Origin of the sequence: Micromonospora sp. NPDC048986, from assembly GCF_040649335.1 — a bacterium.
Classification (GTDB): Bacteria; Actinomycetota; Actinomycetes; order Mycobacteriales; family Micromonosporaceae; genus Micromonospora; species Micromonospora alfalfae.
This window is the reverse complement of sequence record NZ_JBEZFJ010000001.1, coordinates 770142-796538: the sequence shown is the minus strand read 5'-3', so window position 1 is coordinate 796538 and position 26397 is coordinate 770142. Positions and strand designations below refer to the sequence as shown.

Genomic DNA, 26397 nt, shown 5'->3' with positions numbered 1-26397 from the left:
TCACCACATTCGGCGGCGGGTGCCGACGAGGCCGATGCCGGCCAGCGAGATGGCGAGGCCGAAGATGCCGGACCAGAAGAGGGAGCGGCGGATGTCGGTGGCGCTGCGCCCTGCCGGAGCGGCCTCGGTGAGTTCCTGACGGCCGTCGGACTGGCCGCCGGCACCCAGGCCGGACACCGGCCCGGTCGGGTCGGGTCCACCGGCCTGGTCGGCCGGGGAGCCGGTGTCGATCCAGCCAGGTTCCTCGTAGACCGACTGGCCGTCGCCCGTCGGCGGGTCCGAGTCGAGCACGGTGATCTCCGGTGCGGGCACCGGTGCGGTCAGCCGGGTGGACGACATCGCCGGGTCGCGGACGAGGACCAGGAGTGCCGCCATCGCCCCGAGGAGGGCGAGGAGTCCGAAGGCGTAGGCGATACGGGAGCGGTGGTGCCGCCGCAGGGCGGGCTGATTGACCATGACCATCCCAGGGTCAGGGTCCTGGACGAGCGGGTGGAACGGTGCCGGGGTGGGCGTACCAATTCTATGGCGACTGCACGCCCACCGGCGGCGGTTCGGGTCGGTCAGCCCACCCGGAGCGGGGTACGCGCGACCGGGCGGCGGGCCCGCACGGTGTGCGGGCGGGGTTCGGGGGCGGCCTGCAGTTGCTGCAGCCCTTCCCGCTGGACGAAGATCGACCGTCGGGTGACAGCGTCGCCCGCGGCGTTCAACTCGTAGCCGTCGAGCCAGAGCCAGCCGTCATAGGTCGGCCAGTCGAGCACCCGGATCACCCGGAACTTGATCGGCCTGAGGAACTGGACACTCGCCGCGCGTGTCACGTGCAGTACGTCACCGGTGCGGGGAAGCACATGGGCTCCTGGGGAGGATCGGCCGGCGGTCGCGCCGGCGGTGCCTGAACGGGGGACGTCTCGGCCGGTGACGGGGTCGTGCCTCGTGGACCGGTGGTGCGGATGGCGGTGGTCGGGCCGTAACCCGCTGGTGACGTGCCGCCACCCGACCACCACCCGGTTGCTTCCGGGAACCGCGCCCGCCGCCGCAGCTTGCCGGCTTGCAGCGGCGGGGTCCTTACCCCGGAGCAGGTCGCGTTGTCGTCGGCCGGGCCCGCGCCGTGCCCGGCGTCCCCGCGGCGGTGGGGTCACCACTGCGAGGGACCGAACGGAGACGCTGAGTGATCCGTGCCATACGGACAGAGTGCATCAGGGACGTGCTTCATGCAAGTTGCACGTCGACTTTTGCCGATACGTGAGCGTGTCGCGCGAAAGGCCTATTGAAGCCATCCGCGTCCGGGCGGCAGACTGGGGGCCGGTTTCGCCCGTCGCGGCCGGCCGAGGACCGGCACCACCCCCTTCGTCGCGAACGCTCGCCGGTCGACGGTCGCGCCCCCGGCGGGTGTCACCCAGTGGCGCGTTACCGGAGGTAGCCCGAGTGGGGTCGAGCAGCCAGCGGCGGGGACCAGTGACTCACGGGTTGCGCGATGAGTGAGCGGCGCAGTCCCACCATCAGACGGCGACGGCTCGGGGCCGAGCTGCGTCGCCAGCGGGAGTCCGCCGGGATCACCATCGAGGTGGTCGCCGAACAGTTGGAGTGCTCGGCGTCGAAGGTCTCCCGGATCGAGACCGGGCACACCACTGCCACGCCACGCGACGTGCGGGACATGCTGCGGATCTACGGCGTGGTCGGCGCCGAGAGCGACGAGCTCGTGCAGATCGCCCGGGAGGCCCGCCAGAAGGGCTGGTGGCACCCCTACAGCACGGTGCTCGTCGGCGCGTACGTCGGTCTGGAGGCGGCGGCCAGTTCGATCCGGGCGTACGAACAGCAGGTCGTTCCGGGCCTTCTGGAGACCGAGGAGTACGCCGGGGCCATGATCCGTGCGGCTCGGCCGGACTTCACCGCCGATCAGGTGCATCAAAGAGTGCGTGTCCGTTTGGGCCGTCAGTCGTTATTGACCCAGGACGATCCGGTCGATCTGTGGGTGGTGCTCGATGAGGCGGTGGTAAGTCGGCCGGTGGGCGGGGACGAGGTGATGCGCGGCCAACTCAAGCGGTTGGTTGAGGTGGCCGAGTTGCCGAACGTGACGCTGCAGATCCTGCCCTTCGAGGTGGGTGCGCATGCCGGCATGGACGGCACGTTCACGATCCTCAGCTTCCCTGAGCCCGGTGATCCGGATGTTGTGTACGCGGAGAACGCCACGGGTGGGCTCTTCCTCGAGAAGAGCGACGAACTACAGAAGTACAGCTTCATCTTCGATCACATCCGCGCTGCGGCCATACGTCCGGAGGAGTCCGTCGCACACATCGCAAAACTGGCAGAGGAGCCGTTGTGGAAATGGCGACCAAAGGGTTCCCCGTGGACCTGACGCAGGCAGCATGGTTCAAGAGCTCGAAGAGCGGGCCGAACTGTGACAACTGCGTGGAGGTGGCGTACGTGACGGGGGCGGTCGGAGTGCGGGACTCGAAGGACAAGGCGGGCCCCGCCCTGGTCTTCGCACCGGGTGACTGGCACTCCTTCGTCGCCGGCACCCGGGGTGGTGTGTTCGGCACGGTCTGACCGACTGGTCAATGGAGTCCCCGTCCGGTTCGCCGGACGGGGACTCTGTCGTCTCCGCGGTCGGCGCGGCCGACTGTCGCGGCGCGGCGGTGACCGGCGAGGTTCCGTCGGGATTCCCGTCGCCAGAGCGTCCCCGTCTCGTTGAACCGGTCGGTACGGCACTGGTCGACGACCAGCCGCACCGACCCGCAACCGAGCGAGTAGGCGAGACGAATGACGACGATCGGTTCAGACAACCTCACCACCGGTCCGGCGAAGCCGGAGCGGTTCGGTGGCAAGTACCGCGGCGCTCGTCGGGACACGGTTCTGACCGAGGTGGTCTCGACCGACCAGGAGTTGAGCGGGCGGGAGGGTGCTTCCGAGACGACGGATCCTCCGCTCTCGCTGCCCTCACTGGACCCGAACCCGCTGATCGAGCCGTCGTTCCCGCCGACGGGCTGGCCGATGGAGCGGCCCGAGTCCCTGGCGGACCACCCGTTGCTGCGTGGTCTGCTGATGGAGTTGCCGCCGAAGGGCGCCGTGCCCTCGCAGGACTGGCTGGACCGCTGGTTCGAGGCGACCCGGTCGATCCTGGAACTGCTATACGTGCAGAGCGCCAGCGGCCCGCGTTGACCCTGCGACGGCTGGCTGGGCCCGTTCCGCGAAGCGGTTGTGCCGCAGTGCGTGCCGGACCCCGATGGCGATCACCGCGAGCGCACCCACTGTGATCGCCGGCCCGGTGACGCCGGGGTCGGCTCCGAGGTCGGTGCCGGCGGCGGCGATCAACGCCGGCACCGTGGCCAGGGCGGTGACCTGTAGTGGCAGCCCGACGAGCGGGTGGGCCGCCGCGGCGCGCAGCCCGTGCGGCGCGGGGGTGGCGGGGGCACTGGCGAACGCGCCCGCGCCGGCCCACAGCCGGCGGATCCGTCGTACCGAGCAGACAGTCGCCACGAGCGCCGGGCCGGCGGCCAGGCTTAGCCCGGCGGCGGCCCGGTCGACCGGGTCGGTGCCGGCGCTGAGCAGCCCGCCGCCGAGCACGGCCGCGGTGAGCGCAACGCCGCTGAGGACCAGCACCAGCAACCATCCGGTACGCCGGCGCAGCATTCGGGTGTTGCGCAGCCGGGGAAGGCCGTCGGCAACGACGCCGGCGGCCAGCCAGACGGCGGCGACCGGGAGCAGGATGGTGAGCTGACTCTCCATGTTCGAGAGTCTTTCCCGGATCCCGGCGAGGCGAATCCGGGCGCGTCCCCCGTTCGCCCCGGACGCCGGGCCCGTAGGGGGTCATCACTTGAAGGTTATGGCCGTTTCGACATGTTCATCTGCCCGACGGCTGACTTACCCTCAGCTAGATCGGCGAGTGTCGATTGATGTTGGGACCGGTGGTCACGTTCCACTGCCGGTCAGAGGGAGGTAGGAAATGGGTCTTCCACGAAGGTCCGTACTGATCGGGGTGGCCGCGGCGACAGTGCTGGCCGTCAGTACCCCGGCCCTGGCCGCCGAACCCGTGGGTGTGGTTCGGGCCGCCGGCGGAGCCACCGCCGTGCCGGACAGCTACATCGTCGTACTCAAGGACAGCGCCGTGGCCCGGGACCGGGTCGGCGACACCGCGAAGCGGCTCTCCGGCCGCCACGGCGGCAGTGTGGCCCGCACCTACGGCGCGGCGCTGCGCGGCTTCGAGGTCACCGTGAACGCGAGCGCGGCGGCGCGGATCGCGGCCGACCCGGCTGTGGCGTACGTCGAGCAGAACCACACCGTCTCGATCTCCGGCACGCAGGCCAACCCGCCCTCCTGGGGCCTCGACCGGATCGACCAGCGCAACCTGCCGTTGGACAGCTCCTACACCTACCCGAACACGGCGAGCAACGTGCACGCCTACATCATCGACACCGGCATCCGGTTCTCCCACAACGACTTCGGCGGCCGGGCCACCTCCGGCTACGACGCCGTGGACGGCGGGTCGGCCGACGACTGCAACGGGCACGGCACGCACGTGGCCGGCACTGTCGGCGGATCCACGTACGGGGTGGCCAAGGGCGTCCAGCTCGTCGGCGTACGGGTGTTGAACTGCTCCGGCAGCGGCACCAACGCCGGTGTGATCGGCGGCGTCGACTGGGTCACCGCGAACGCGATCAAGCCGGCGGTGGCGAACATGAGCCTCGGCGGCGGCGCGAACAGCTCACTGGACAACGCCGTCCGCAACTCGATCGCCTCGGGCGTCACGTACGGCCTGGCGGCCGGCAACGACAACGGCGCGAACGCCTGCAACACCTCGCCGGCGCGTACCACCGAAGCCATCACCGTGGGCTCGACGACCAGCTCGGACGCCCGGTCGTCGTTCTCCAACGTGGGCACCTGCCTGGACATCTTCGCCCCCGGCTCGTCGATCACCTCGGCCTGGTACAACAGCAACACCGCCACCAACACGATCAGCGGCACCTCGATGGCAACCCCGCACGTGGTCGGCGCGGCGGCCCTGGTGGCCAGCGCCAACCCGAGCTGGACCCCGGCTCAGGTCCGCAACCAACTGGTCGCCAACGCCACGCCCAACGTGGTGAGCAACCCCGGCTCGGGCTCGCCGAACCTGCTGCTCTACGTGGGCACCGGCAGCACCCCGCCGCCGCCCACCGGCTGCACCGGCACCAACGGCACCGACGTGTCGATCCCGGACGCCGGCTCGGCGGTGACCAGCTCGATCACCATCTCCGGCTGCGGTCGTAACGCCTCCTCGGCCTCCACGGTGGCGGTGAACATCGTGCACACCTACCGCGGCGATCTGGTCATCGACCTGCTCGCCCCGGACGGCAGCTCGTACCGGCTGAAGAACAGCAGCACCTCGGACAGCGCCGACAACGTGAACGCCACGTACACGGTCAACGTGTCAGGTGAGGCCGCCGACGGCATCTGGCGACTCCAGGTGCGGGACACCTACTCGGCCGACACCGGCTACATCAACACCTGGACCCTGACCGTCTGACCGGTCCCTGACGACCGAGGCCCCACCCGGGCACGCCGGGTGGGGCCTCGCGTCGTACAGGTCGGGCTCAGACCGAGAAGGTGGCCGGCCGCTCGGTGGCCGGGGCCGGCGGGCGGGCCTTCCACAGGCCGATCTTCTGCGCGGCGAGCCGGCTCAGGTATGCCGGGTTGAGGATGACGTAACGACGCCAGAGCCGCTTCGGCTCCAGACCGAGACGCCAGAACCACTCAAGACCGGCGCGCTGCATCCACGCCGGGGGCTGACGCAGCAGCCCGGCGTGGTAGTCGAAGGCCGCGCCGACCGCCATCAGCGGCATGTCGAGCAGCGGCCGCATGGCGTACGCGAAGACCTCCTGGCGCGGGCAGCCGAGCCCGACCAGCACCAACCGGGCGCCACTGGACCGGATCCGGTCGGCGATCTCGGTGTCCTCACCGGGCTGGACGGCACGGAACTTGGACGGCTCCACCCCGGCGATCTTCAGCGCCGGGAACATCCGCTCCAGGGCCGGGATCAACCGGGCGAGGGTCTCCTCGGTCGAGCCGTACAGGTAGACCGGCAGCCCTTCGTCGGCGAAGCGCGACAGCACGTGCAGGGTCAGGGTCGGCCCGTACACCCTGTCGCTGAGCCCGGCGTGGTGCAGCAGGTTGAGCGCCCACCGCACCGGCTGCCCGTCCGGCGTGACCACGTCGAAGGAGTTGAGCCGCGCGTTGTGCGCGCTGTCGAGCACCCCGGTCATCACACCGTGCACCGCCAACGCGGTCAGCGCGAGGGGACGCCGCTCGTGTGCCGCCGTCACCACCGCATCGGTCGCCGTGGCGTAGTCGGTGGCGTCGACGAGGACGCCGAGCACGTTGCGCTTCGTCCGGGCGCTCATGGCTGGGCCACCCACTTGTCCACGTTGGCCTCGTAGATCTCCCGCAGGATCATCGGCACGTCGTAAGTGATCTTCCAGTCCGGATACTGCGCCTCGAACCGGGCCATGCTGCTGACGTACCACTGGTGGTCGCCGGTGCGGTTCTGCTCGACGTAGTTGATCCGCGCCTCGCGGCCGGTGATCTCCTCAGCGATCCGGAACGCCTCGATGTGCGAGGTGTTGGAGTGCCGGCCGCCACCGAGGTTGTAGACCTCGGCGGATCGCGGGGCCCGGAAGAACGCCTCGAAGGCGGTCAGCACGTCGTGCGAGTGGATCGCGTCCCGGACCATCTTGCCCTTGTAACCGAAGAGGTTGTACGTCCGGCCCTCCATGACGCAGCGCATCAGATAGGCCAGGAACCCGTGCAGCTCGGCCGCCGAGTGCGCCGGGCCGGTCAGCGTGCCGCCCCGGAAGCAGGCGGTCTTCATGTCGAAGTAGCGCCCGTACTCCTGGACCATCACGTCCGCGGCGACCTTGGAGGCGCCGAAGACCGAGTGCAGCGAGTGGTCGATCGACATCTCTTCGGTGATGCCCTGGTACCAGCGGTGGTCCTCGGGCAGCTCGTACCGGGTCTCCAACTCGATGAGCGGCAGGCTGTTGGGCCGGTCGCCGTACACCTTGTTGGTCGAGCAGTGGATGAACGGCGCGTCGATGGCGTGCCGGCGGGTGTTCTCCAGGATGTTGAGCGTGCCGCCGGCGTTCACGTCGAAGTCCGTGTACGGCTCCTTGGCTGCCCAGTCATGGCTCGGCTGGGCGGCGCTGTGGATCACCACGGCGATGTCCTTGCCGTACTTCTTGAACACCTGCTCCAGGCCGTCCCGGTCCCGGATGTCCACCGCGAAGTGGGTGTACGCGTTACCCAGGTCACGGCCGAGCCGTTCCAGGCTCCACGAGGTGGAGCCGTCCTCGCCGAAGAAGTACCGGCGCATGTCGTTGTCGATGCCGACGACATCCAGACCGAGGCCGGCGAAATGCCGAACCGCTTCGGAGCCGATCAGACCACCCGACCCTGTCACCAACGCGACACTCACACGCCACTCCTGGTCCATTGGAGGCAGAATCCATCGGAGCATAGCGTGACGTCCAGCACGCCCCGATATGACGGAAGGGCCCCGCATGAAGCGGAGCCCTCGTCGTTGGTGGGGATGGGGGGAGTTGAACCCCCACGCCCTTTCGGGCACACGGACCTGAACCGTGCGCGTCTGCCATTCCGCCACATCCCCGTGGCACAACCCGGAACACTCTAGCCGCCCGGCCCCGCCGTCTCCAACGGGCCTCGGGAATACTACGCTGTCCCTGACGCTCGCCACGAGCGATTACCGTTCGTGGCGGACGAAAGATTAGCACGACAGTCCCGGCCCTTCCGAACGGGTCGAGACCAGCCGGCCGAGCGGCGTGTGAGCTGCGCGCGCGCCGGCCGGATACCATCATGTCCTCGGGACCCGAGGAGGAGCCGGTGAGCGTGCTGCAACGCTTCGAGAAGCGTCTGGAAGGCCTGGTCGAAGGGGCCTTCGCCAAGGTCTTCAAAGGGGTGGTCCACCCCGTGGAGATCCTCAACGCCATGCAGCGGGAGGCCGAGGCGCACAAGGCGATCCTGGCCGGTGGGCGCACGTTGGTGCCCAACCGCTACGTGATCGATCTCTCGCCGTTCGACCACACCCGGCTGGCGCCGTACGCCGCCGCGCTGGCCCAGGAGTTGGCCCAGTCGCAGGCGGAGTTCATCGGCGAGCAGGCGTGGACGGTCTACGGCGACGTGATCGTCGAGATCGAGCGAGGCGAGGGTCTGGACACGGGCATGTTCCGTGTCACGGCCGAGGTCTACACCGGCGGCGAGGTCGCCCCGGTGTCGGCGCCCGGCTATGACGCCGGCCCGCCCGCCTACCCCGCGTACGACCAGGGCGGTGGCTACGGCCCGCCGCCCGGGCACGGTGGCGGTCGCAACGTGCGGCTGGTCTCCGGCGACGGTCGCACCTACCCCCTCCAGATGGGGTCGACGGTGATCGGTCGCGGCGACCAGGCCAACCTGCGTCTGCCCGACGTCGGCATCTCCCGGCGACACGCCCGGCTGGATTTCGACGGGGGCCAGGTCGTGTTGACCGACCTGGGTTCGACCAACGGCACCATGGTGAACGGGCAGCGGGTCTCCGCCGTCGCGCTCAACCCCGGTGACATGGTCCAGCTCGGGACGACGACGCTGACCTTCCGCGTGGACGGCTGACCCGCCTTGCCGGAACTGGTCATCACCGTTGCCCGGTTCGGGTTCCTGATCCTGCTGTGGATCTTCGTGTTCACTGTGGTCGGCGTGATCCGCCGGGACCTCTTCGCGGGCGCCCGGTCGGGTCGTCTGGTGGCCGCGCCACGCGCGGTGGGCGCCTCGACGGGGCAGGCGGCCAAGCCAGCGAAGGTGAAGCGGGGCAGAGCGGCGCACCAGCTGGTGGTGACGGCCGGTCAGCTGGCCGGCACCAAAATCACTCTCGGTGAAGCGCAGATCACCATTGGTCGGGCTGAGGACTCCACCCTGGTCATCACCGACGACTACGCCTCCGCGCGACACGCCCGGCTCGTGCCGCGTGAGGGGCAGTGGTACGTCGAGGACCTCGGCTCGACTAACGGCACGTACCTCGATCGCGCTAAGGTCTCCGGACCAACCCCCGTCCCCCTCGGCGTGCCGATCCGGATCGGCCGCACTTCCCTCGAATTACGGCCATGACTCTGACCCTGCGCTATGCGGCCCACAGCGACCGCGGTCTGATCCGAGACGGCAATCAAGACTCCGTCTACGCCGGGCCGCGGTTACTCGCCGTTGCCGACGGCATGGGCGGTATGGCCGCCGGTGACGTCGCCAGCAACATCGTCATCGGTGCCATGGCGCCGCTCGACGAGGACGTCCCGGGGGACGCTCTCGTCGATGCGTTGCGTTCGGCAGTGGGCACCGCCAACCAACAACTCCGCGACACGGTGGACGCCAACCCGCAACTGGAGGGGATGGGCACCACGCTGACGGCGACCCTCTTCACCGGCAGCAAGCTGGGCATGGTCCACATTGGCGACTCGCGGGCCTACCTGCTGCGCAATGGCGAGTTCGCGCAGATCACCAAGGACGACACCTACGTCCAGATGCTGGTCGACGAAGGCCGCATCAGCGCCGAGGAGGCGAGCAGTCACCCGCAGCGGTCGCTGCTCACCCGCGCCCTCGACGGTCGGGACATCGACCCGGAATACTCGGTCCGCCAGGTCATGCCCGGTGACCGGTACCTGATCTGCAGCGACGGTCTGTCCGGTGTGGTCAGCGCCGAAACTATCGGCGAGACCCTGCGGGAGTACACCGACCCGCAGCAGTGCGTCGAGCGGCTGGTGCAGCTCGCGCTGCGCGGCGGTGGGCCGGACAACATCACGGTGATCATCGCCGACGCCACGGACCAGGACATCGTCGAGGCGACCCCGATCGTGGGCGGCGCCGCCGCCCGGGACCGGGGCATGGCGACCTCCGCCGACGACTCGACTCCGGCGGCCCGAGCCTCGGCGCTCTCCGCGCCGCGTCCGGCCGCCCCCGAGGAACCGGCGGCCTCCGACGATGACGCCGACCGGCCGAAGCGACGCCCGGTCCGGACCGCCGCCATGGCGCTGGCCCTGCTGGTGATCGTCGGCGGTGCGGCGTTCGGTGGTTGGACGTACACCCAGCGGCAGTACTACGTGGGAGCCACCGAAGAGGGCCAGGTTGCCGTCTTCCGCGGTGTCCAGGGTCAGATCGCCGGAATGGATCTGTCCAGCGTGCACCGCCGCAGCGGCACCCGCCTGGACGACCTCACTGTCGCCGCGCAGGACACCGTCAAGGTCGGCATCCGGGCCAAGAGTGAGCCGGACGCCGAGCGTCAGCTCGCCGAGCTGACCAGCGACACGCCGAGCAACCCCAACCTGAAGCCGCTCTGCCCGCTCGACCCGACCGCCGCCGGGGTCAACACGCCGACGCCGACGCCGACCCCGGTCGGCTCGACGCCGACCCCGAACGGCAGCCCGAGCGCCAACGCGTCGCCGACCCCCAACGGGGTTGTCAGCGCAAGCCCGACCGCCGGTGCCACCACCGCACTCGGTGGGGCCGGCGCGACCACCACACCCGACGTCACGCCCTCCGACTCGGCCACGCCGGCGCTCGACCCGGCCGGCTGCCGGTCTCCTGAGTGAGCGTCGGCTGAGATCCTGAGGACTCCACCCGTGACCGTAGCGGCCACACCGGCACCCTCGCCCGCCACCGCGGGCGAGCAATCCGGCGTACGCCTGGCGCGGTCGCGCCGCAACGCCGAGCTGTACCTGCTGTTGCTCGCGATGGTGCTGGTGGCCGCGTACGGGGCGACCGTCGAGGCGAACCTGCTGGACACGGTCACCTCGGACTTCTGGATGCCGGCCGCCGCGCTCGGCGCGGTCTTCCTCGGCCTGCACCTGGTCATCCGGTTCCTCGCCCCGTTCGCCGACCCGGCTCTGCTGCCGGCGGTGGCCCTGCTCAACGGGCTCGGGGTGGGCTTCCTGCGCCGGATCGACCTGGGCGACGCCCCGGTGGCCGAGCGGGAGAGCCTGGCGACCTTCGCGGGGCAGGGCGGGCGCCAGTTGGCCTGGACGCTCCTCTCGGTGATTCTTGCCGCCGCTCTGCTCGCCATCATGCGCGATCACCGTTCGGTCTCCCGGTACGCGTACACCCTGGGGTTGGCCGGCATCGTGCTGGTGATGCTCCCGGCGGTGCTGCCGGCGAGCATCTCCGAGAAGAACGGCGCCAGGCTGTGGATCGATGTCGGCCTGTTCTCCATCCAGCCGGGTGAGTTCGCCAAGCTGGCGCTGCTTGTCTTCTTCGCCTACTACCTGGTCCGCAAGCGCGAGGTGCTCTCGCTGGCGAGCCGGCGGTTCCTCGGCATCGACTTTCCGCGCGGGCGTGACCTCGGCCCGGTGGTCGGCGTCTGGCTGATCAGCCTGCTGGTCCTCGTCTTCGAGAAGGACCTGGGCACCTCGCTGCTCTACTTCGGCATGTTCGTGGTGACGCTCTACATCGCCACCGAACGGGTCAGCTGGCTGCTGATCGGCCTGGTCCTCTTCTTCGGCGGCGCGTACCTCGCCTACGTCCTCGGCTCCACTGTCGGTGGACCGTTCGCCAACTTCTACCTGCGGGCGGAAATCTGGCTCGACCCGTTCGCCGACCCGACCGACAAGGGCTACCAACTCGTGCAGGGCCTGCTCGCCCTGGGCACGGGCGGGCTCTTCGGCGCCGGGCCGGGCGGTGGCCAGCCGGAGATCCTGCCCGAGGTGCAGAACGACTTCATCTTCGCCGGCATCGGTGAGGAGATCGGCCTGTTCGGCCTCTCCGCGCTGCTCGTCGTCTACCTGCTCATCGTGGAGCGCGGGCTGCGCGCGGCACTGGCGGTACGGGACTCGTTCGGCAAGCTGCTCGCCGGCGGTCTCGCGTTCACCCTCGGCCTCCAGGTCTTCGTGATCGTGGGCGGGATCAGCAAGCTCATCCCGCTGACCGGTCAGACCACCCCGTTCCTGTCCGCAGGCGGGTCGTCGTTGATGGCCAACTGGCTGCTCATCGCGGTGCTGCTGCGGGTCTCCGACGGCGCCCGCCGACCGGTGAGCGGAGGAGGCGGCGGCAAGGCGGCCCGTCCCAGCGGTGGCCCGCCCGAGCAGCTGCACGGTGCTCCCACGGAGGTGATCAAGCCGTGAACGCACCCCTGCGCCGCGTTGGCGTCGTCGTCATGGTCCTGTTCGGTCTGCTCTTCGCCAACCTCAACTGGATCCAGGCCTACAAGGCGGATGAATACCGGACCAGCGACTACAACGGTCGGGTCCAGGTCGCCGAGTACGACCGTAAGCGCGGCAACATCGAGGCTGGTGGCACGGCGGTGGCCACCAGCAAGGAGACCACCGGCAACCTGAAGTTCCGGCGCACCTATCCCAGCGGCGCCAAGTACGCCCACGTGCTCGGCTACAAGCCGGTCAACCTGGCCGACCAGGGCATCGAGCAGGTGGAGAACGACTTCCTGGCCGGCACCAGCGACCAGTTGATCGGCGACCGGTTGAAGGACATGTTCACCGGCGACGACACCGGCGGCGGCAACGTGCTGCTCACGCTCTCCAAGCGGGCCCAGGACGTGGCGTACGACCAGCTGCGCAACAACGAGGTGGGCGCGAAGCGGGGCGCGGCGATCGCCATCGACCCGCGGACCGGTGCCATCCAGGCGCTGGTCTCCATGCCGAGCTTCGATCCGAATCCGCTGGCCAGCCACGACACCAACGAGGCGGCGGCGGCGTACAACAAGCTGGAGAAGGACCCGGAAGGCCCGCTGAAGAACCGGGCGCTCTCCGAGACGCTGCCGCCGGGCTCCACCTTCAAGATCGTGGTTGCCGCGGCGGCACTGGAGAACGGCGTCACCAAGAACACCCAGATCCCGGCCGGTCCCAGCTACACCGCGCCCACCTCGGGCACTCCGATCCGCAACGCCGATCCGTCGATCTGCCCGACTCGGCAGGTCACCCTGCTGGAGGCGGTCACCGAGTCGTGCAACACCGGCTTCGCCCAGCTCGGCGTGCGGCTGGGCGCGGAGACTGTCAAGGAGAAGGCCCGGCAGTTCGGCTTCGAGCAGGAGGACCTGACCGTCGGCCAGCTCGGCGAGGGCGGCCTGCCCACGGCGGCCAGTCGGACCGGGACCATGCAGAACCAGGACGGCAGCACCGACCCGGCCGCGCTGGCCCAGTCCTCGATCGGGCAGAACAACGTTCGGATGACGCCTCTCGAAGGCGCCATGATCGCCGGCTCGATCGCCAACAACGGCAGCCAGATGCGGCCGTACCTGGTCCGGCAGCTACTCGCTCCGGACCGGACCACCAGCTACTACACGGCGAAGGCGCGGGAGCTGCGCCAGCCCGTCGAGCCGCAGGTCGCCGCCGACCTGCGCGAGATGATGGCCAGCGTGGTCCAGAACGGCACCGGGCGGAAGGCCGCGATCAACGGCTACACGGTCGGCGGCAAGACAGGTACCGCCCAGTCCGCCCCGGACCGGCCCGACCACGGCTGGTTCATCGGCTTCGCCCTGGACAAGAACGGCAACCCGGTCTCCGCGGTCTGCGTGATGCTGGAGCAGGCCGGCCCCGGTGGCAGCGGCGAGGCCGCCCGGATCGCGGGTCAGATCATGCGGGCCGCCATCGCCGACCCAGGGGGTCGCTGACATGCTCAGCCCCGGTGTGCAGCTCGGCAACCGCTACCGTCTCGACGAGCGGATCGCCAGCGGCGGCATGGGCGACGTCTGGCGCGGCACCGACCAGGTGCTCGGCCGGACGGTAGCCGTGAAGAGCCTGCTCCCCGCCCTGCTCGACGACCCCGACTTCGGCGAGCGGTTCCGCGGCGAGGCCCGCACCATGGCCACCATCAACCACCCCGGCGTGGTGGACGTCTACGACTTCGGCAACGACCAGCAGATCGCCTTCCTGGTCATGGAGTACGTCGAGGGTGACGCCCTGTCGTCCACGTTGAGCCGGGTCGGCCGGCTCACCCCGGCGCGGACGATGGCCCTCGTCGCGCAGGCCGCCGACGCGCTGCACGCCGCCCATGAGAAGGGCATCGTGCACCGCGACGTGAAGCCGGGCAACCTGCTGGTCCGGCCGAACGGCACGCTGGTGCTGACCGACTTCGGCATCGCCCGCTCCGACATGGTCGGCCAGCTCACCGCCGCCGGTTCGGTGCTCGGCACCGCCTCGTACATCTCGCCGGAGCAGGCCACCGGCGGTGTGGCCACCCCGGCGTCCGACGTGTACGCCCTCGGCGTGGTCGCCTACCAGTGCCTGGCCGGTCGGCGGCCGTTCGAGGGCGACAACCCCCTCGACATCGCGATGCGGCACGTCCGGGAGACGCCCCGGCCACTGCCTGCCGACATCCCCCCGCAGGTGCGCGCCCTTGTCGAACGGGCGTTGGCGAAGGATCCGGCCGCCCGCTGGCCGAGCGCCGCCGCACTCGCCGGGGTCGCCCGTCAGCTCAAGGCCGCGCTCTCCCAGCAGGCCCGGGCCGCCGGCAACTCCGGGCCGGTCTCCGCGGCGCCCGCCTCACCCGCCGCGCCCGGTCGGGCCCAGGTGCCGCAGGCACACCAGATGCGTCCGCCGACTGCCCGCCCACCGCTGGCCGGAGCGAGGCCGACAGCGATCGCACCCGCCCAACAGCCACGCCCCACCGCCGTCGCGCCGGCCGTCCAGCCCGTCCGGCCGCAGGGTGCCCCGAACGGCTACCCACGCGGTGCGGCAGCGGTGCCGTCCGGGCCACCCCGGCAGGAACACCCGCCGGCGTACGTCCGGCAGGCCGGCCCGGCGACACCGTCACCACAGCCCCAGCGGTCCCGGCCTGGAATGGTGCTCCTCGCCATCCTGTTGGCCGTGCTGGTCCTGCTCTGCTCTGGCGTGATTTCCTACAACCTGCGGAAGCAGTCGCAGGCCGGTGTATCCGCCGGGCTGGCGCCGCGCACCGTGACGTCCGGCGCGCTACGACTCGACGGGCGCGACGATCCGACCCGGACGTCGTACCGTCGGGAGGTACGACTCCAGCCGGGCGACGGCGGGGCGACGACGAGCGAAGGACGACAGACGCGATGACAGCGCAGGCCCGCCTGCTCGGTGGCAGGTACCAGGTCGGCGAGCTGCTCGGCTATGGCGGCATGGCCGAGGTGCACCGTGGTCGCGATCTCCGGCTCGGTCGGGACGTCGCGATCAAGATGCTCCGCACCGATCTCGCCCGGGACGCGACGTTCCAGATGCGGTTCCGCCGGGAGGCGCAGAACGCCGCCTCGCTCAACCACCCGGCCATCGTGGCGGTCTACGACACCGGCGAGGAGACCGCGCCGACCGGTGAGACGCTGCCGTTCATCGTCATGGAGTTCGTGAACGGGCGGACCTTGAAGGAGGTCCTCGGCGCCGAGGGGCGACTGCAACCGCGCCGTGCGCTGGAGATCTGCGCCGACATGTGCGCCGCCCTGGAGTTCAGCCACCGGCACGGGATCATCCACCGGGACATCAAGCCCGGCAACGTGATGCTCACCCAGACCGGCCAGGTCAAGGTGATGGACTTCGGCATCGCTCGGGCGCTGGCCAGCGGGGCGACCACGATGACCCAGACCAGCGCGGTCATCGGCACGGCCCAGTATCTTTCACCCGAGCAGGCACGCGGCGAGGCCGTCGACGCCCGCTCCGACGTGTACGCGGCCGGCTGCGTGCTCTTCGAGCTGGTCTGCGGGCACCCGCCGTTCGTCGGGGACAGCCCGGTCAGCGTCGCGTACCAGCACGTGCGGGAGACGCCACCGACGCCGAGCGACATCAACCCGGACGTCACCCCGGCCGTCGACGCGATAGTGCTCAAGGCGCTGTCGAAGAACCCGCTCAACCGCTACCAGAGCGCCGGCGAGATGCGGGCCGACCTGCTCCGCGCCGCCGCCGGCCGGCCCGTGCTGGCCACCCCCGTGCTGCGCGAGGCGGAGACGGTGGCGATGGCCCCGGCCGGCGGTGGGGGCGGCTATCCGCCTTCCGGCCGTGGGCCGCAGACCGGGCAGATCCCGGCCCGGGTGGGCGACCCCCGCCAGCGCAAGGCGTCCTCCTGGCTGATAGCGATGTTCAGCGCGGTCGGCGTACTGGCGGTGATTGCCCTGGTCGCCGCCCTGCTCTGGAACCAGCAGAAGGGCAACGACCTGAAGTCGGTGCCCACCCTCACCGGCAAGACCCGGGACGTGGCGATCGCCGAGATCCAGAAGGCCGGTCTGTCCGCACAGGTGGGCGACCCGGTGCTGGCCAGCGACTGCACCGAGGGCACTGTCGTTCAGCAGAACCCGCTGCCGACCACCCAGGTGAAGCAGAACGGCACTGTCACCATTCAGATCTGTGGCGGCAAGCCCGAGGTACGGGTTCCGGCCGGGCTGAAGGGCAGTAAGCGGGAGAGCGCCATCGCCCGGCTCACCGAGGCGAAGCTCAAGTACGACATCAAGACGGTGGACGACGAGGCGAGCCAGGAGGAGGTTCTCAAGGTCGACCCGCCCGAGGGCGAGAGCGTTCCCGAGGGCACGAAGGTCACACTCACGGTCTCGAACGGCAAGGTCCGCGAGGTGCCGGACGTCGTCGGGTTGAGCCAGGAGGAAGCCACCCGCGTCCTCCGGAACGCCGGATTCACTGTCGTCGCGGAGGACGGGCCGGAGGTGCCGGCCGCCCAGGCTGGGAAGGTCACCGACCAGAGCCCGAACGGCAAGGAGAAGAAGCCGACCGGGACGAGAGTGACCATCGAGGTAAGTCAGCCCGAGCCGGAGACCGACCCGACGCCCACCGTGACGCCCACCGTGACGCCGACGGGCACGCCGACAACTCCCGGCAACGGGGGCGGCATCGGTCTGCCGTTCCCGCCCCCGCCGAGCCGGCCCCAGGACTAGGCCACCCGCGGGCACCTGCATGACCCAGGCCGAATCACCCCCGGTCGCGGCGGTACGGCGGTGGCCTCGCCGCCTCCGCCGCCTGGCCGTCGCGGGTCTCGTCGTGCTGGTGCTCGCCAGTTCCCCGTGGCTGTGGACGACGCTCGCGGCACGCGGGCACGTGCACGACGTCGCCGACGCGCCGGCCGCCGATGTGGTGATCGTCCTCGGCACCGAAGTGGCACCCGATCGGCAGCGGCCCGGGGATCGTCTCGCCGGCCGCCTGGACACCGCCGCCGAGCTGGTGAACAGCGGGCGGGCCACTGTCGTCCTCGTGTCCGGCGACGGCGGAGGCGCGTCAGGTGACGAACCGGCGGTGATGACGACGTACCTCGCCGAGCGCGGTGTCGACAGGCGTCGGGTGGTGGCCGACCCGTTCGGCCTGGACACCTACGACAGCTGCGCGAGAGCGCGGGAGGTGTACGGCGTCGAGCGGGCCCTGATCGTCACCCAGTCGTACCACCTGTCGCGGGCGGTGACGCTGTGCCGGCGGCTCGGCGTCGACGCCGACGGGGTGACCGCCCGCTGCGATGGTTGCGGCGCTGCCCTGCTCGCCGAGAAGTCGGTTCGGGACTACTTCGCCAGCGGCAAAGCGGCGTGGGATGCGGTGCGCGCCCGACCGCCAGCGGTGCGTTCGCCTGCGAATTCCGCTGTCCGGGACGCGCTGCGAGGCTGACCCGACCGGCACCGGCTCCCGACGATCCGGTGACCGGGCTCTGACGTCCGGTCCTCAGGCGGTGGCGAAGGCCGCCAGACGACGCGCGTCCACCTCGGCGGCCAGGGCAGGTGCCCGCTCCAGCGCCTCGGGGTGACCGCAACTGGCCAGCCAGTTGGCCAGCATCAGGTGACCGCCCTCGGTGAGCACCGACTCCGGGTGGAACTGGACGCCCTCGATGGGCAGCGTCCGGTGCCGCATCGCCATCACCACGCCGGAGCCGGTCCAGCCGGTGACCTCCAGCTCGTCGGGGAGCGTCTCGGGCAGCACGGCGAGTGAGTGGTACCGGGTGGCGGTGAACGGGTCGGGCAGACCGGCGAGTACGCCGACCGAGTGGTGTCGTACCTCAGAGGTCTTGCCGTGCAGCAACTCGGGGGCGCGCGTCACTGTCGCCCCGAAGGCCTCGCCGATCGCCTGGTGACCGAGGCAGACGCCGAAGATCGGCAGCTGGCCCGCGTACTCCCGGATGACGTCCAGGCAGATGCCGGCCCGATCCGGGCTGCCCGGACCGGGCGAGAGCAGGATGCCGTCCGCGCCAACAGTGCCCACCTCGGCGACGTCGATCTCGTCGTTGCGACGGACCTCGCAGTCCACGCCGAGCTGGCCCAGATACTGCACCAGGTTGAAGACGAAGGAGTCGTAGTTGTCGATCACCAGGACGCGCATGGTCACCTGCTCGGGGAGGGGGGCGCGGGGTTGTTCTGGTCGGTGTCGTACGGCAGTTCGTGATCGTCGCCGGCCGGGGTCTCCCCGGTCACCGGGTCGCCGCCGCCACCCGTCTCGGCGGGTACGCCGGACTCGACCTGCACGTCGTCGAAGGGCAGCAGGGGCTCGGCCCACGGGAAGGCGACGTACCACAGCAGGGCCACCGTGGCGGCCACCAGGAGCACCGAGCCGGTCAGCTTTCCGACCACTCCGAACGGCAGCTTGCGCCAGATGAACGCGTACACCGGGTCAGCCTCCCAGCTCCGCCGGACGGCCCGCGGACTTGGGTTGGGTGCGGTCCAGTTCGGCGTGGATGATCAGGCGCTGGTAGTTGTCGAACTTCGGGTTGCACGTGGTGAGGGTGAGCATCCGCTTGGTCGCCTTCTTGTTCGGCTCGCCGGGCACCGGCGCCACCACCTCGACCTGGGTTGGCCGGACAATCCGGGACTGCGACACCCGGTAGACGTACCAGTCGGTCTTGCTCTCGACCACGATCGGGTCGCCCTCGTCCAGCTCGTCGAGCCGCCAGAAGGTGGCCCGGTTGCGGTGGCCGGCGACGGAGAAGTTGCCCACCTGGCCGGGGAGCGCGCTGGTCGGGTAGTGGCCGGGGGCGAAGCGGATGTCCTGCTGAGTGACGCCCTCGACGACTACCCAGTTCTTGTCGAGCTTGGGGATGTAGAGGCCCGCGAGCGGCTTTCCGCGTACCGGTGGGGACGGTTTGACGCTCGGGCCGGCCGACGGGGCCACCGTCGGGTCGTCGGTCGGGCCCCACACCTGGGCCAACTGGTTGTTCAGCTCGTTCTGGTGGGCGTCGACGATTGCCGACTTGCCCCAGACCTCGTAGCCGGCGAAGAGCAGGACCACCAGGCCGAAGGTGATCAGGATTTCGCCGGTGACGCGGACCCCGGTGCGCAGTCGCGAGCCGAACGACGGACGGGTCAGCTCGGAGTAGACGCTCTTGTAGCCCTCGCCGGTCTGGTGCGGCCGGAGTTGCACCACCCGCTCGCCGCGTCGGGGTTGGGGAGGTTCGGCGGAGTTGGCGCCGGCCGGTTCATCCGGGACAGCGGTGCGGGGGACGGCACCCATCAACGCGGTCGAGTCCATGGTCGGCGGCCTGCTGGCAGGAGTGGCGGGCACGGCCGGAATCAACGCGGTGGCGGCCGGATCGTCGCCGCGATCCCCGCCAGCGCTCGGCGGGACCCGGCTCGGCCCGCTCGGCGGGACCCGGCTCGGCCCGCTCGGCGGGAAGCCTTCCGGTCCGGGCGCTGCGACGCGGTCGGGGGCGGCCGGGGAGACCGGCGCGGCCGGGGAGCCGGTGGGTCGGCCGGGCCGAGCGGTGACCTGCGGAATGTACGCGGTCGGCGAGTCGGCCAGCGGCGGCGTCGAGGGCCCGGAGGAGACAGGCCGGCTCGGTGTGCCGGAGGCCGCCGGCCGGGTCGGCAGCGGCATCCCGCCGGGCGTGGCCGGGCGGGTCGGTGCGGCACCTGGCGGGTTGCCGGTGGTCGGCGGGCGGGTCGGTGCGGCCCCTGGCGCGGTCGGTCGGGTGGACGAGGCGCTGGGCGCGGGGGGTCGGGTCGGGGCGTTGCCGGGGGCAGCGGGCCGAACCGGGCCCTGGTTGCTGGCGGGTGGTCGGTCGGGGGCGGTCGCGGGGGGAACCGCGGGACCGCCGTGTGAGCCCGGCCCGGCGGCTGCGCTGCCCGGCCAGGGCGGCGGCGCTTCGGCACCCGGGCGGCCCGGGGTTCCGTTCGGCTCGGGTCGGGCGGCGCTCGGCGGCGGATGCTCGGCTCGCGGCGGCTGCAGCACCGGCTCGGGCCAGTTGCTGGCCGGGGTCGGTCGACCAGGTGCCGGCTCGGGCCTGTCGAACTTGGGCAGAAAGGCGGTCGGCTCGTCGGTCTGGTCCCGGTGTCGCCCGTCGCGTCGCTCGTCCGGCCCGCTCACTTGGGCACCGTAGCCGAGCGCAGGGCGGTGGAGTCCTCAAATGCGGGAACTCGCACCGTGGAGGCCGTCTCGTTGTAGCCAAGCTGGTAGTCGTCGACCGCGTCCTTGAACAACCGGACTCCCTGAGAGCTGGCGAGGGCCTGCTGGAGGGCAGCGGGATCGCCGATCGCTACGATCTTGAACGGTGGGGAGTACACCCGGCCGTGCAGTAGCAGGGTGTTACCGACGCAGCGTACCGCGCTGGTGGTGAGCACGCGGACATTCATGATTGACATGGCCTCCGCTCCGCCGGCCCAGAGCGCGTTGACCACCGCCTGTACGTCCCCCTGATGCACCACCAGGTCGTCGTTGCTGGCGTCCGACTGCGTCTGGTCGAGCTGGGGCGCGTCGTTCAGCTCGACGGTGACCCCGGGCCCGCTGAGGGCGGTGAACCCGGCGTCCTGGAGGCTGCCCTGGGCGCGATTCTGCTGAGCCTTGATCGGCGCGTCCGAGCCGGCCAGCGTGTTGGTCCGTTGTTCGACCTCGCCACGCAGCGTGGCGGCGCGGCGCTCACTGGCGGCGACCTGTTCGCGGCGGTCCTCGATGAGCTGGTTGAGCTGGGGTCGCCGGTCCTCGCGGAGAGCGGTGCCGCCCGCGGTGGTCGCGGTGGTGGTGAAGAGCAACCCGGCCGCCGCGGCGATCAGTGGCACCCCGATCGACCAGCCCGGACGGCGTTGGCGCGGTCGCCGGGGCAGCAGCCCGGCGGCGGCCCGTCGGAGGACCTTCTGCCAGGAGGTTGCGCCGGATGTGTACTCCACCGAGCGTTCCTTCCGCGTGTCGGGGATCGGTCCGTGCCGGCTGGGCCGGTGATGCGAACAGTCCCGCCTCTTTCGGTCACTCCGTGCACCGGCCTGACCCCATTCGTGGTCCAGGCGGCCAATCGGGACTACGCTAGCTCTCGAACATTATTGGCCATGGACCGTCGCCCCCGCGCCCGGTTGTCAGGCCGGACGAGGTCGTCACCCCTCTGGAGAGCGCCGTGCCCAAGTCTCAGGTCCGTAAGAAGAAGGTGTACACCCCGCCGACGGACGTTCGTCCGACGACGACGGCGTCGTCGCGCAAGCCTAGCCCGGTGTGGTTGCCGATCACCGCGGTCGCCTTGATCGTCGTCGGGATCGGCTGGCTGGTTCTCTACTACCTGTCCGAGCAGGAGTACCCGGTCATGGCGTGGGGTTACTGGAACCTCGCCGTCGGCTTCGGTGCGATGGTCGCTTCGCTGGCGTTGCTCTCTCGCTGGCGCTGATCCGGGCGGCCGCCGCGTCGGCGGTCCCACGTCACCCCGTCGAGCCCCTGCCCGGCAGGATCGGGTGGGGCCCCCTATGGTGTGCGCAGGCAGCGCGGCCTACTGCGAGATGACTCACGTTACCGCTGGGTAACCTTCGCGTAGGCTGCACTGCATGACCGAGCAGGGCGAGGTCATCAGGCAGCAGACCGGGGAGGCCAACTCGATGGGCAGCGTCCAGATCGTCACCACGATCCTCGCAGCCGCCATCACCGCCGTGGCGGTGTGGCTTGCGGTGCGTGCGGTCCTGAAGATGGTGGCAGTCATCCGGCTCGGGCAACCCGCGCCGGAGCGGTTCTCCGACAAGGTCGCCCGCGCCAGGACGATGCTGGTGGAGACGGCCGGCCATACCCGGATGCTCAAGTGGGGCGTGGTGGGCGCCGCGCACTGGTTCGTGATGGTCGGTTTTGTCGTGCTGTCGCTGCTGGTGCTCGAGGCGTACTTCGAGGTGGTCACCACCGACGGCGGTCTGCCGATCATCGGGCACTGGACGATCTTCGGTCTGGTCACCGAGATCATCGGGGTGCTGGGTCTGGTCGGCATCCTGGTGCTGATGGCGATCCGGCTGCGCAACCGGCCGACCCGTCCGGGTGGGCGGTCCCGGTTCACCGGCTCGACAATGTGGCAGGGCTACTTCGTCGAGTGGATCGTGCTGCTGGTCCTGATCTTCGGCTTCGTGATCCGGGGCTTCAAGGTCGCCACCGACCACTTCGAGTTCCCGTTCTGGGCCACCCCGGTCAGTCACGCGGTCGGTGCGGTGCTGCCCGACTGGGCGGACGGCGTCAGCGTCGCCGCGGCCATCAAGATCATTATTTCGATGACCTGGCTGATCGTCATCTCCTTGAACGTCACGATGGGCGTCGCCTGGCACCGCTTCCTGGCGTTCCCCAACATCTTCTTCAAGCGGGAGCCGGCCCGGCCGGCCGGCTCCGGTCTCGGCGCGCTGCGCCCGATGACGAGCCAGGGCAAGCCACTCGACTTCGAGGAGGCCGACCCGGAGAAGGACCAGTTCGGCGTCGCCCACGTCGAGCAGTTCAGCTGGAAGGGCCTGCTGGACTTCAGCACCTGCACCGAGTGCGGTCGCTGCCAGTCGCAGTGCCCGGCCTGGAACACCGGCAAGCCCCTGTCGCCCAAGCTGCTCATCCTGAGCCTGCGCGACCACGCGTACGCCAAGGCGCCCTACCTGCTGGCCGGCGGCGGCAAGGACCTGACCGGCGAGGAGAAGGCCACCCAGGCCCAGCTCGCCCACCTGGACGTGCTGGCCCTCGCCGAGGCCGACAAGCCGTTGATCGGCACCGCCGAGGAGGGCGGTGTCATCGACCCGGACGTGCTCTGGTCCTGCACCACCTGCGGTGCCTGCGTCGAGCAGTGCCCGGTGGACATCGAACACGTCGACCACATCGTCGACATGCGCCGCTACCAGGTGCTCATCGAGTCGAGCTTCCCCTCCGAGGCCGGGGTGATGCTGCGCAACCTGGAGAACAAGGGCAACCCGTGGGGCGCACCGCAGAACACCCGCGAGGACTGGACCAAGGGCCTGGACTTCGAGGTGCCCCGGGTCGGCGAGGTGGACGACTTCGAGTACCTGTTCTGGGTCGGCTGCGCGGGCGCGTTCGAGGACCGGGCCAAGAAGACCACCCGCGCGGTGGCCACGCTGCTCAACGAGGCGGGCGTGAAGTTCGCGATCCTGGGCGAGGGCGAGACCTGCTCCGGCGACCCGGCGCGACGGATCGGCAACGAGTTCGTCTTCCAGATGCTCGCCCAGCAGAACGTGGAGACGTTGAACGAGGCCTTCGAGGGCCGGGACAAGGCCAAGCGCAAGATCGTCGCCACCTGCCCGCACTGCTTCAACACACTGGGCAACGAGTACGGGCAGCTCGGCGGGGAGTTCGAGGTGGTCCACCACACCCAACTGCTCGCGCACCTGGTCGCCACCGGCAAGCTCACCCCGGTGCAGCCGGTCGACGGCGGCGTCACCTACCACGACCCCTGCTACCTGGGTCGGCACAACCGCGTCTTCGCGGCCCCCCGAGAGGTCCTCGGCGACGCCATCGCGGGCGACCTGACCGAGATGCCGCGTAACAGCGAACGCTCCTTCTGCTGCGGCGCCGGCGGCGCCCGGATGTGGATGGAGGAGAAGATCGGCAAGCGGATCAACGTGGACCGCGTCGAGGAGGCGATGGCCACCGGGGCGAAGACGGTCGCTGTCGGCTGCCCGTTCTGCTCGACCATGCTCAACGACGGGGTCAACGGCAAGGGTGCCGGCGAACAGGTCGAGGTGATCGACGTGGCCAGCGTGCTGCTCCGCTCGGTCAAGCCCGAGCAGCCGCAGGGCGGCAAGGAGACCGCGCCGATCGGCGGCTGAGACGCGTACCCCCGGGTTTTTTTCATCGACGGCGGCGGCCCCTGAGGGCCGCCGCCGTCGTGCAAGAATCTCGCCGAGGTGAGGCGACATCGACGGCCTGCTCTTGATGACGCTGTTGCCCCTGGTCGGCTTCGTAGCCCTGACCGCGGGCAACGCGTTCTTCGTCGCGGCCGAGTTCGCCCTGGTCACTGTCGACCGGGCGGAGATCGACAGGCGGGCCGCCGCGGGCGACCAGGCCGCCCTGACGGTACGCACAGCGTTGCGCGAACTCTCCTTCCAGCTCTCCGGGGCGCAGCTCGGCATCACCATCACCGCGCTGCTCACCGGCTACCTGGCCGAGCCGGCCCTGGCCCGGCTCTTCACCCCGCTGCTGCGCCCGCTGGCCGGAGACAGCACCGAGCGGCTCACCCCGTTCATCGCGTTGGCGCTGGCCACGCTGATCTCCATGCTCTTCGGCGAGTTGGTGCCGAAGAACGCGGCGCTGGCCCGGCCCATGCCGGCGGCGCTGGCCACGGCCGGCCCGATGCACACCTTCTCCCGGACGTTCGGTTGGGTGATCCGCGGGTTGAACGGCTCGGCGAACCGACTGGTCCGCGCGCTCGGCGTCGAGCCGCAGGAGGAGTTGGCAAGCGCCCGCTCACCGGAGGAGTTGGGCCTGCTGGCCGGCATCTCGGCGCGGGCCGGCGCGCTGCCCACGGACACCGCGATGCTGCTGCGTCGCACCATCCGCTTCGGTGACAAGCGGGCCGCTGAGGCGATGACCCCACGGGTGGACGTGGTCGCGCTGCGCTCCACGGCCACTGTGGCGGAGCTGCTGGAGCAGTCGCGGCGGACCGGGCGGACCCGGTTCCCGGTGTACGAGGAGACCCTGGACCTGGTGACCGGTGTGGCCGGCGTGCCCGACGCGTTGGGCGTGCCGCTGGCCGACCGCGCGTCGACCCGGGTCGGCTCGGTGGCCCGCGAGCCGGTGTACGTGCCGGAGAGCCTGAACCTGGACGGTGTGCTGGCCGCCCTGAAGGCGGCCGGGGCCGACCTGGCCATCGTGGTCGACGAGTACGGCGGCACGGACGGCGTGGTGACAGTCGAGGACCTCGTCGAGGAGTTGGTCGGAGAGATCGCCGACGAGTTCGACCCGGCGAGCGTGGACGACAACGGGTCGGCCGAGCTGACAGTGCCGGGCGGTGAACGGACAGTGCTTGTCGACGGTGTGCTCCGCTCCGACGAGGTGGCCGAGCAGACCGGCTTCCGGCTGCCCGAGGGGCCGTACGAGACGTTGGCCGGGTTCCTGATGGCCCAGCTCGGGCACATCCCGCTCGCCGGCGAGACGGTCGAGACGGACGGCTGGGAGTTCACGGTGGTCGAGGTGGAGCGGCACCGGATCGAGCAGGTCCGGGTGTTGCGCCCGGCGGATCCGGACGACGATGACTGAGCTGCTGGTGACGGTGCTGTTGCTGCTCGGCAACGGGTTCTTCGTGGGCAGCGAGTTCGCGCTCATCGCGTCCCGTCGGACGGTGATCGAGCCGCTGGCCGCCGGGTCGAAACGTGCCCGCTGGGCGTTGTCGGCGATGAACCAGATCCCCCTGATGATCGCTGGCGCGCAGCTCGGCATCACGGTCTGCTCGTTGGGTCTCGGCGCGATCGCCGAACCGGCGCTGGCTCACCTGCTGGAGCCGCCGTTCCACGCGGTCGGCCTGCCGGAGCGGGCGGTGCACCCGGTGGCGTTCGTGCTGGCACTGGGCGTGGTGGTCTTTCTGCACACGGTCGTCGGTGAAATGGTGCCGAAGAACATCACGCTTGCCGGTCCGGAGGTCTCCGCGCTCTGGCTCGGCCCGGCGATGCTGGCATTCTGTGTGGCCACCAAACCGTTGTTGCTCGCGATGAAATGGGCGGCCCGGCGGGTGCTCGCGTTCTGGCGGATCGAGGCGTCCGAGGCGGTGAAGACGGTGTTCACCGCCGAGGAGTTGGCCGGGTTGGTGTCCCAGGCGCGCACCGAGGGGCTGCTCGACGCGGAGCAGCACGCGCGGATCACCGGCGCGCTGGCCCTGCATGCCCGGACGGCGGCGGACGCGCTGCAACCGTGGTCGACGGTGGTGACGGTGGCCGAGGACGTCTCGCCGGCGTCACTGGAGGTGCTGGCGACCCGGACCGGCCGGTCCCGGTTCCCGGTGGTGCAGCGGTCGACCCGCCGGGTGCTCGGCTTTGTGCACGTCAAGGACGTGCTCGGGTATGCCGGGCAGGGTCGCCGGTCCCCGGTGTCGGCCGATGTCTACCGGCCGCTGGCGGTGGTGCCGCCGGACCGTACGCTGGCCGATCTGCTGCTGGCCATGCGTCGCGAACGGCGGCACATGGTGCTGGTCAGCGACGGGCGGCGGCCCCTCGGCGTGGTCACTCTCGACGATGTATTGACCGCAATCGTTGGGTGATGAACCAATACCCTTGGTGTGCAAGCGGTTGCACGACAGTGATGGTTA

General features: G+C 70.5%; 25 protein-coding genes and 1 tRNA gene. 16 read left to right on the top strand and 10 right to left on the bottom strand.

Translation table 11 applies throughout. The features are described from left to right. Together AB0B94_RS03725 and AB0B94_RS03720 are read right to left on the bottom strand one after the other, a co-directional pair. Window positions 1–462 (bottom strand): hypothetical protein, encoded by a 462-nt coding sequence (locus tag AB0B94_RS03725; protein ID WP_357267942.1) that lies wholly within the window; start codon window positions 460–462, stop codon window positions 1–3. A 98-nt stretch (window positions 463–560) separates the two neighbouring features. Beyond that, window positions 561–845 carry a hypothetical protein gene (locus tag AB0B94_RS03720; RefSeq protein ID WP_091396374.1) on the bottom strand — a complete coding sequence of 95 codons (285 nt, stop codon included), beginning with the start codon at window positions 843–845 and terminating at the stop codon, window positions 561–563. A gap of 626 nt (window positions 846–1471) precedes the next feature. Here AB0B94_RS03720 and AB0B94_RS03715 point away from each other — a divergent pair. From AB0B94_RS03715 to AB0B94_RS03705, 3 genes are all read left to right on the top strand, one after another. Further along, on the top strand, window positions 1472–2353 hold the full coding sequence (locus AB0B94_RS03715; RefSeq protein ID WP_091396372.1) for a helix-turn-helix transcriptional regulator: 882 nt from the start codon (window positions 1472–1474) through the stop codon (window positions 2351–2353). Further along, a complete protein-coding gene (locus tag AB0B94_RS03710) occupies window positions 2323–2544 on the top strand; it encodes a DUF397 domain-containing protein (protein WP_357267940.1) in 222 nt (73 codons plus the stop codon). The genes AB0B94_RS03715 and AB0B94_RS03710 overlap by 31 nt, the downstream gene beginning before the upstream one ends. Before the next feature lie 213 nt (window positions 2545–2757). Next, the gene (locus AB0B94_RS03705) at window positions 2758–3156 is read left to right on the top strand and encodes a hypothetical protein (protein WP_357267938.1); all 399 of its coding nucleotides are present in this window, start codon (window positions 2758–2760) and stop codon (window positions 3154–3156) included. Here AB0B94_RS03705 and AB0B94_RS03700 read toward each other — a convergent pair. Continuing rightward, on the bottom strand, window positions 3124–3723 hold the full coding sequence (locus AB0B94_RS03700) for a hypothetical protein (protein WP_357267936.1): 600 nt from the start codon (window positions 3721–3723) through the stop codon (window positions 3124–3126). The genes AB0B94_RS03705 and AB0B94_RS03700 overlap by 33 nt on opposite strands. A 217-nt stretch (window positions 3724–3940) precedes the next feature. Here AB0B94_RS03700 and AB0B94_RS03695 point away from each other — a divergent pair, with 217 nt between their 5' ends. Then, a complete protein-coding gene (locus tag AB0B94_RS03695; protein ID WP_357267934.1) occupies window positions 3941–5497 on the top strand; it encodes a S8 family serine peptidase in 1557 nt (518 codons plus the stop codon). 67 nt (window positions 5498–5564) lie between these two features. On the opposite strand, the gene AB0B94_RS03690 is transcribed toward AB0B94_RS03695, so the two are convergent. From AB0B94_RS03690 to AB0B94_RS03680, 3 genes are all read right to left on the bottom strand, one after another. Then, window positions 5565–6371 carry a WecB/TagA/CpsF family glycosyltransferase gene (locus tag AB0B94_RS03690; protein ID WP_357267932.1) on the bottom strand — a complete coding sequence of 269 codons (807 nt, stop codon included), beginning with the start codon at window positions 6369–6371 and terminating at the stop codon, window positions 5565–5567. Beyond that, a complete protein-coding gene (locus AB0B94_RS03685; RefSeq protein ID WP_357267930.1) occupies window positions 6368–7483 on the bottom strand; it encodes an NAD-dependent epimerase/dehydratase family protein in 1116 nt (371 codons plus the stop codon). Before AB0B94_RS03685 ends, AB0B94_RS03690 begins: the two co-directional genes overlap by 4 nt. 64 nt (window positions 7484–7547) lie before the next feature. Then, window positions 7548–7633, bottom strand: a tRNA-Leu gene (locus AB0B94_RS03680). A gap of 206 nt (window positions 7634–7839) precedes the next feature. Here AB0B94_RS03680 and AB0B94_RS03675 point away from each other — a divergent pair. Genes AB0B94_RS03675 through AB0B94_RS03640 form a run of 8 tightly spaced genes read left to right on the top strand, consistent with a single transcriptional unit; the run spans window position 7840 to window position 17558 of the window. Next, window positions 7840–8628 carry a DUF3662 and FHA domain-containing protein gene (locus tag AB0B94_RS03675; RefSeq protein WP_238669705.1) on the top strand — a complete coding sequence of 263 codons (789 nt, stop codon included), beginning with the start codon at window positions 7840–7842 and terminating at the stop codon, window positions 8626–8628. Between the two features lie 6 nt (window positions 8629–8634). Beyond that, window positions 8635–9120 carry an FHA domain-containing protein gene (locus AB0B94_RS03670; protein ID WP_030487599.1) on the top strand — a complete coding sequence of 162 codons (486 nt, stop codon included), beginning with the start codon at window positions 8635–8637 and terminating at the stop codon, window positions 9118–9120. Next, entirely contained in the window at window positions 9117–10592 is a 1476-nt protein-coding gene (locus tag AB0B94_RS03665) for a PP2C family serine/threonine-protein phosphatase (RefSeq protein WP_112583979.1), read from the top strand. The genes AB0B94_RS03670 and AB0B94_RS03665 overlap by 4 nt, the downstream gene beginning before the upstream one ends. Before the next feature lie 30 nt (window positions 10593–10622). Continuing rightward, window positions 10623–12116 carry an FtsW/RodA/SpoVE family cell cycle protein gene (locus tag AB0B94_RS03660; RefSeq protein WP_357267927.1) on the top strand — a complete coding sequence of 498 codons (1494 nt, stop codon included), beginning with the start codon at window positions 10623–10625 and terminating at the stop codon, window positions 12114–12116. Beyond that, window positions 12113–13618, top strand: coding sequence for a penicillin-binding protein 2 (locus AB0B94_RS03655; protein WP_357267925.1), 1506 nt, complete (start codon window positions 12113–12115; stop codon window positions 13616–13618). Before AB0B94_RS03660 ends, AB0B94_RS03655 begins: the two co-directional genes overlap by 4 nt. A gap of 1 nt (window position 13619) precedes the next feature. After that, window positions 13620–15029 carry a protein kinase gene (locus tag AB0B94_RS03650; protein ID WP_357267923.1) on the top strand — a complete coding sequence of 470 codons (1410 nt, stop codon included), beginning with the start codon at window positions 13620–13622 and terminating at the stop codon, window positions 15027–15029. Further along, window positions 15026–16843: a Stk1 family PASTA domain-containing Ser/Thr kinase gene (gene pknB, locus AB0B94_RS03645; protein ID WP_357267921.1), complete on the top strand. Its 1818-nt coding sequence runs from the start codon at window positions 15026–15028 to the stop codon at window positions 16841–16843. Before AB0B94_RS03650 ends, pknB begins: the two co-directional genes overlap by 4 nt. Window positions 16844–16862: 19 nt before the next feature. Continuing rightward, window positions 16863–17558 (top strand): ElyC/SanA/YdcF family protein, encoded by a 696-nt coding sequence (locus AB0B94_RS03640; RefSeq protein WP_357267919.1) that lies wholly within the window; start codon window positions 16863–16865, stop codon window positions 17556–17558. Window positions 17559–17612: 54 nt separating this feature from the next. Here the strand turns inward: AB0B94_RS03640 and AB0B94_RS03635 are convergent, their stop codons facing one another. The 4 genes from AB0B94_RS03635 to AB0B94_RS03620 are packed head-to-tail and all read right to left on the bottom strand — an operon-like array spanning window position 17613 to window position 21037. After that, on the bottom strand, window positions 17613–18263 hold the full coding sequence (locus tag AB0B94_RS03635) for an aminodeoxychorismate/anthranilate synthase component II (protein ID WP_091397512.1): 651 nt from the start codon (window positions 18261–18263) through the stop codon (window positions 17613–17615). Between the two features lie 2 nt (window positions 18264–18265). Beyond that, window positions 18266–18547: a hypothetical protein gene (locus AB0B94_RS03630; RefSeq protein WP_238669712.1), complete on the bottom strand. Its 282-nt coding sequence runs from the start codon at window positions 18545–18547 to the stop codon at window positions 18266–18268. A 4-nt stretch (window positions 18548–18551) separates the two neighbouring features. Beyond that, window positions 18552–20240 carry a class E sortase gene (locus AB0B94_RS03625; protein ID WP_357267916.1) on the bottom strand — a complete coding sequence of 563 codons (1689 nt, stop codon included), beginning with the start codon at window positions 20238–20240 and terminating at the stop codon, window positions 18552–18554. Further along, on the bottom strand, window positions 20237–21037 hold the full coding sequence (locus AB0B94_RS03620; RefSeq protein ID WP_357267914.1) for a DUF881 domain-containing protein: 801 nt from the start codon (window positions 21035–21037) through the stop codon (window positions 20237–20239). The genes AB0B94_RS03625 and AB0B94_RS03620 overlap by 4 nt, the downstream gene beginning before the upstream one ends. 221 nt (window positions 21038–21258) lie before the next feature. On the opposite strand from AB0B94_RS03620, the gene AB0B94_RS03615 reads away from it, so the two are divergent. The 4 genes from AB0B94_RS03615 (at window position 21259) to AB0B94_RS03600 (ending at window position 26349) form a co-directional block, all read left to right on the top strand. Beyond that, window positions 21259–21522 carry a cell division protein CrgA gene (locus AB0B94_RS03615; RefSeq protein WP_238669715.1) on the top strand — a complete coding sequence of 88 codons (264 nt, stop codon included), beginning with the start codon at window positions 21259–21261 and terminating at the stop codon, window positions 21520–21522. A gap of 205 nt (window positions 21523–21727) precedes the next feature. Next, complete coding sequence (locus tag AB0B94_RS03610; RefSeq protein WP_357268422.1) at window positions 21728–23926, top strand: (Fe-S)-binding protein; 2199 nt, start codon at window positions 21728–21730, stop codon at window positions 23924–23926. A gap of 106 nt (window positions 23927–24032) precedes the next feature. Beyond that, complete coding sequence (locus tag AB0B94_RS03605; protein ID WP_357267912.1) at window positions 24033–25355, top strand: hemolysin family protein; 1323 nt, start codon at window positions 24033–24035, stop codon at window positions 25353–25355. Continuing rightward, on the top strand, window positions 25348–26349 hold the full coding sequence (locus tag AB0B94_RS03600; protein WP_357267910.1) for a hemolysin family protein: 1002 nt from the start codon (window positions 25348–25350) through the stop codon (window positions 26347–26349). The genes AB0B94_RS03605 and AB0B94_RS03600 overlap by 8 nt, the downstream gene beginning before the upstream one ends. Window positions 26350–26397: the final 48 nt, after the last annotated feature.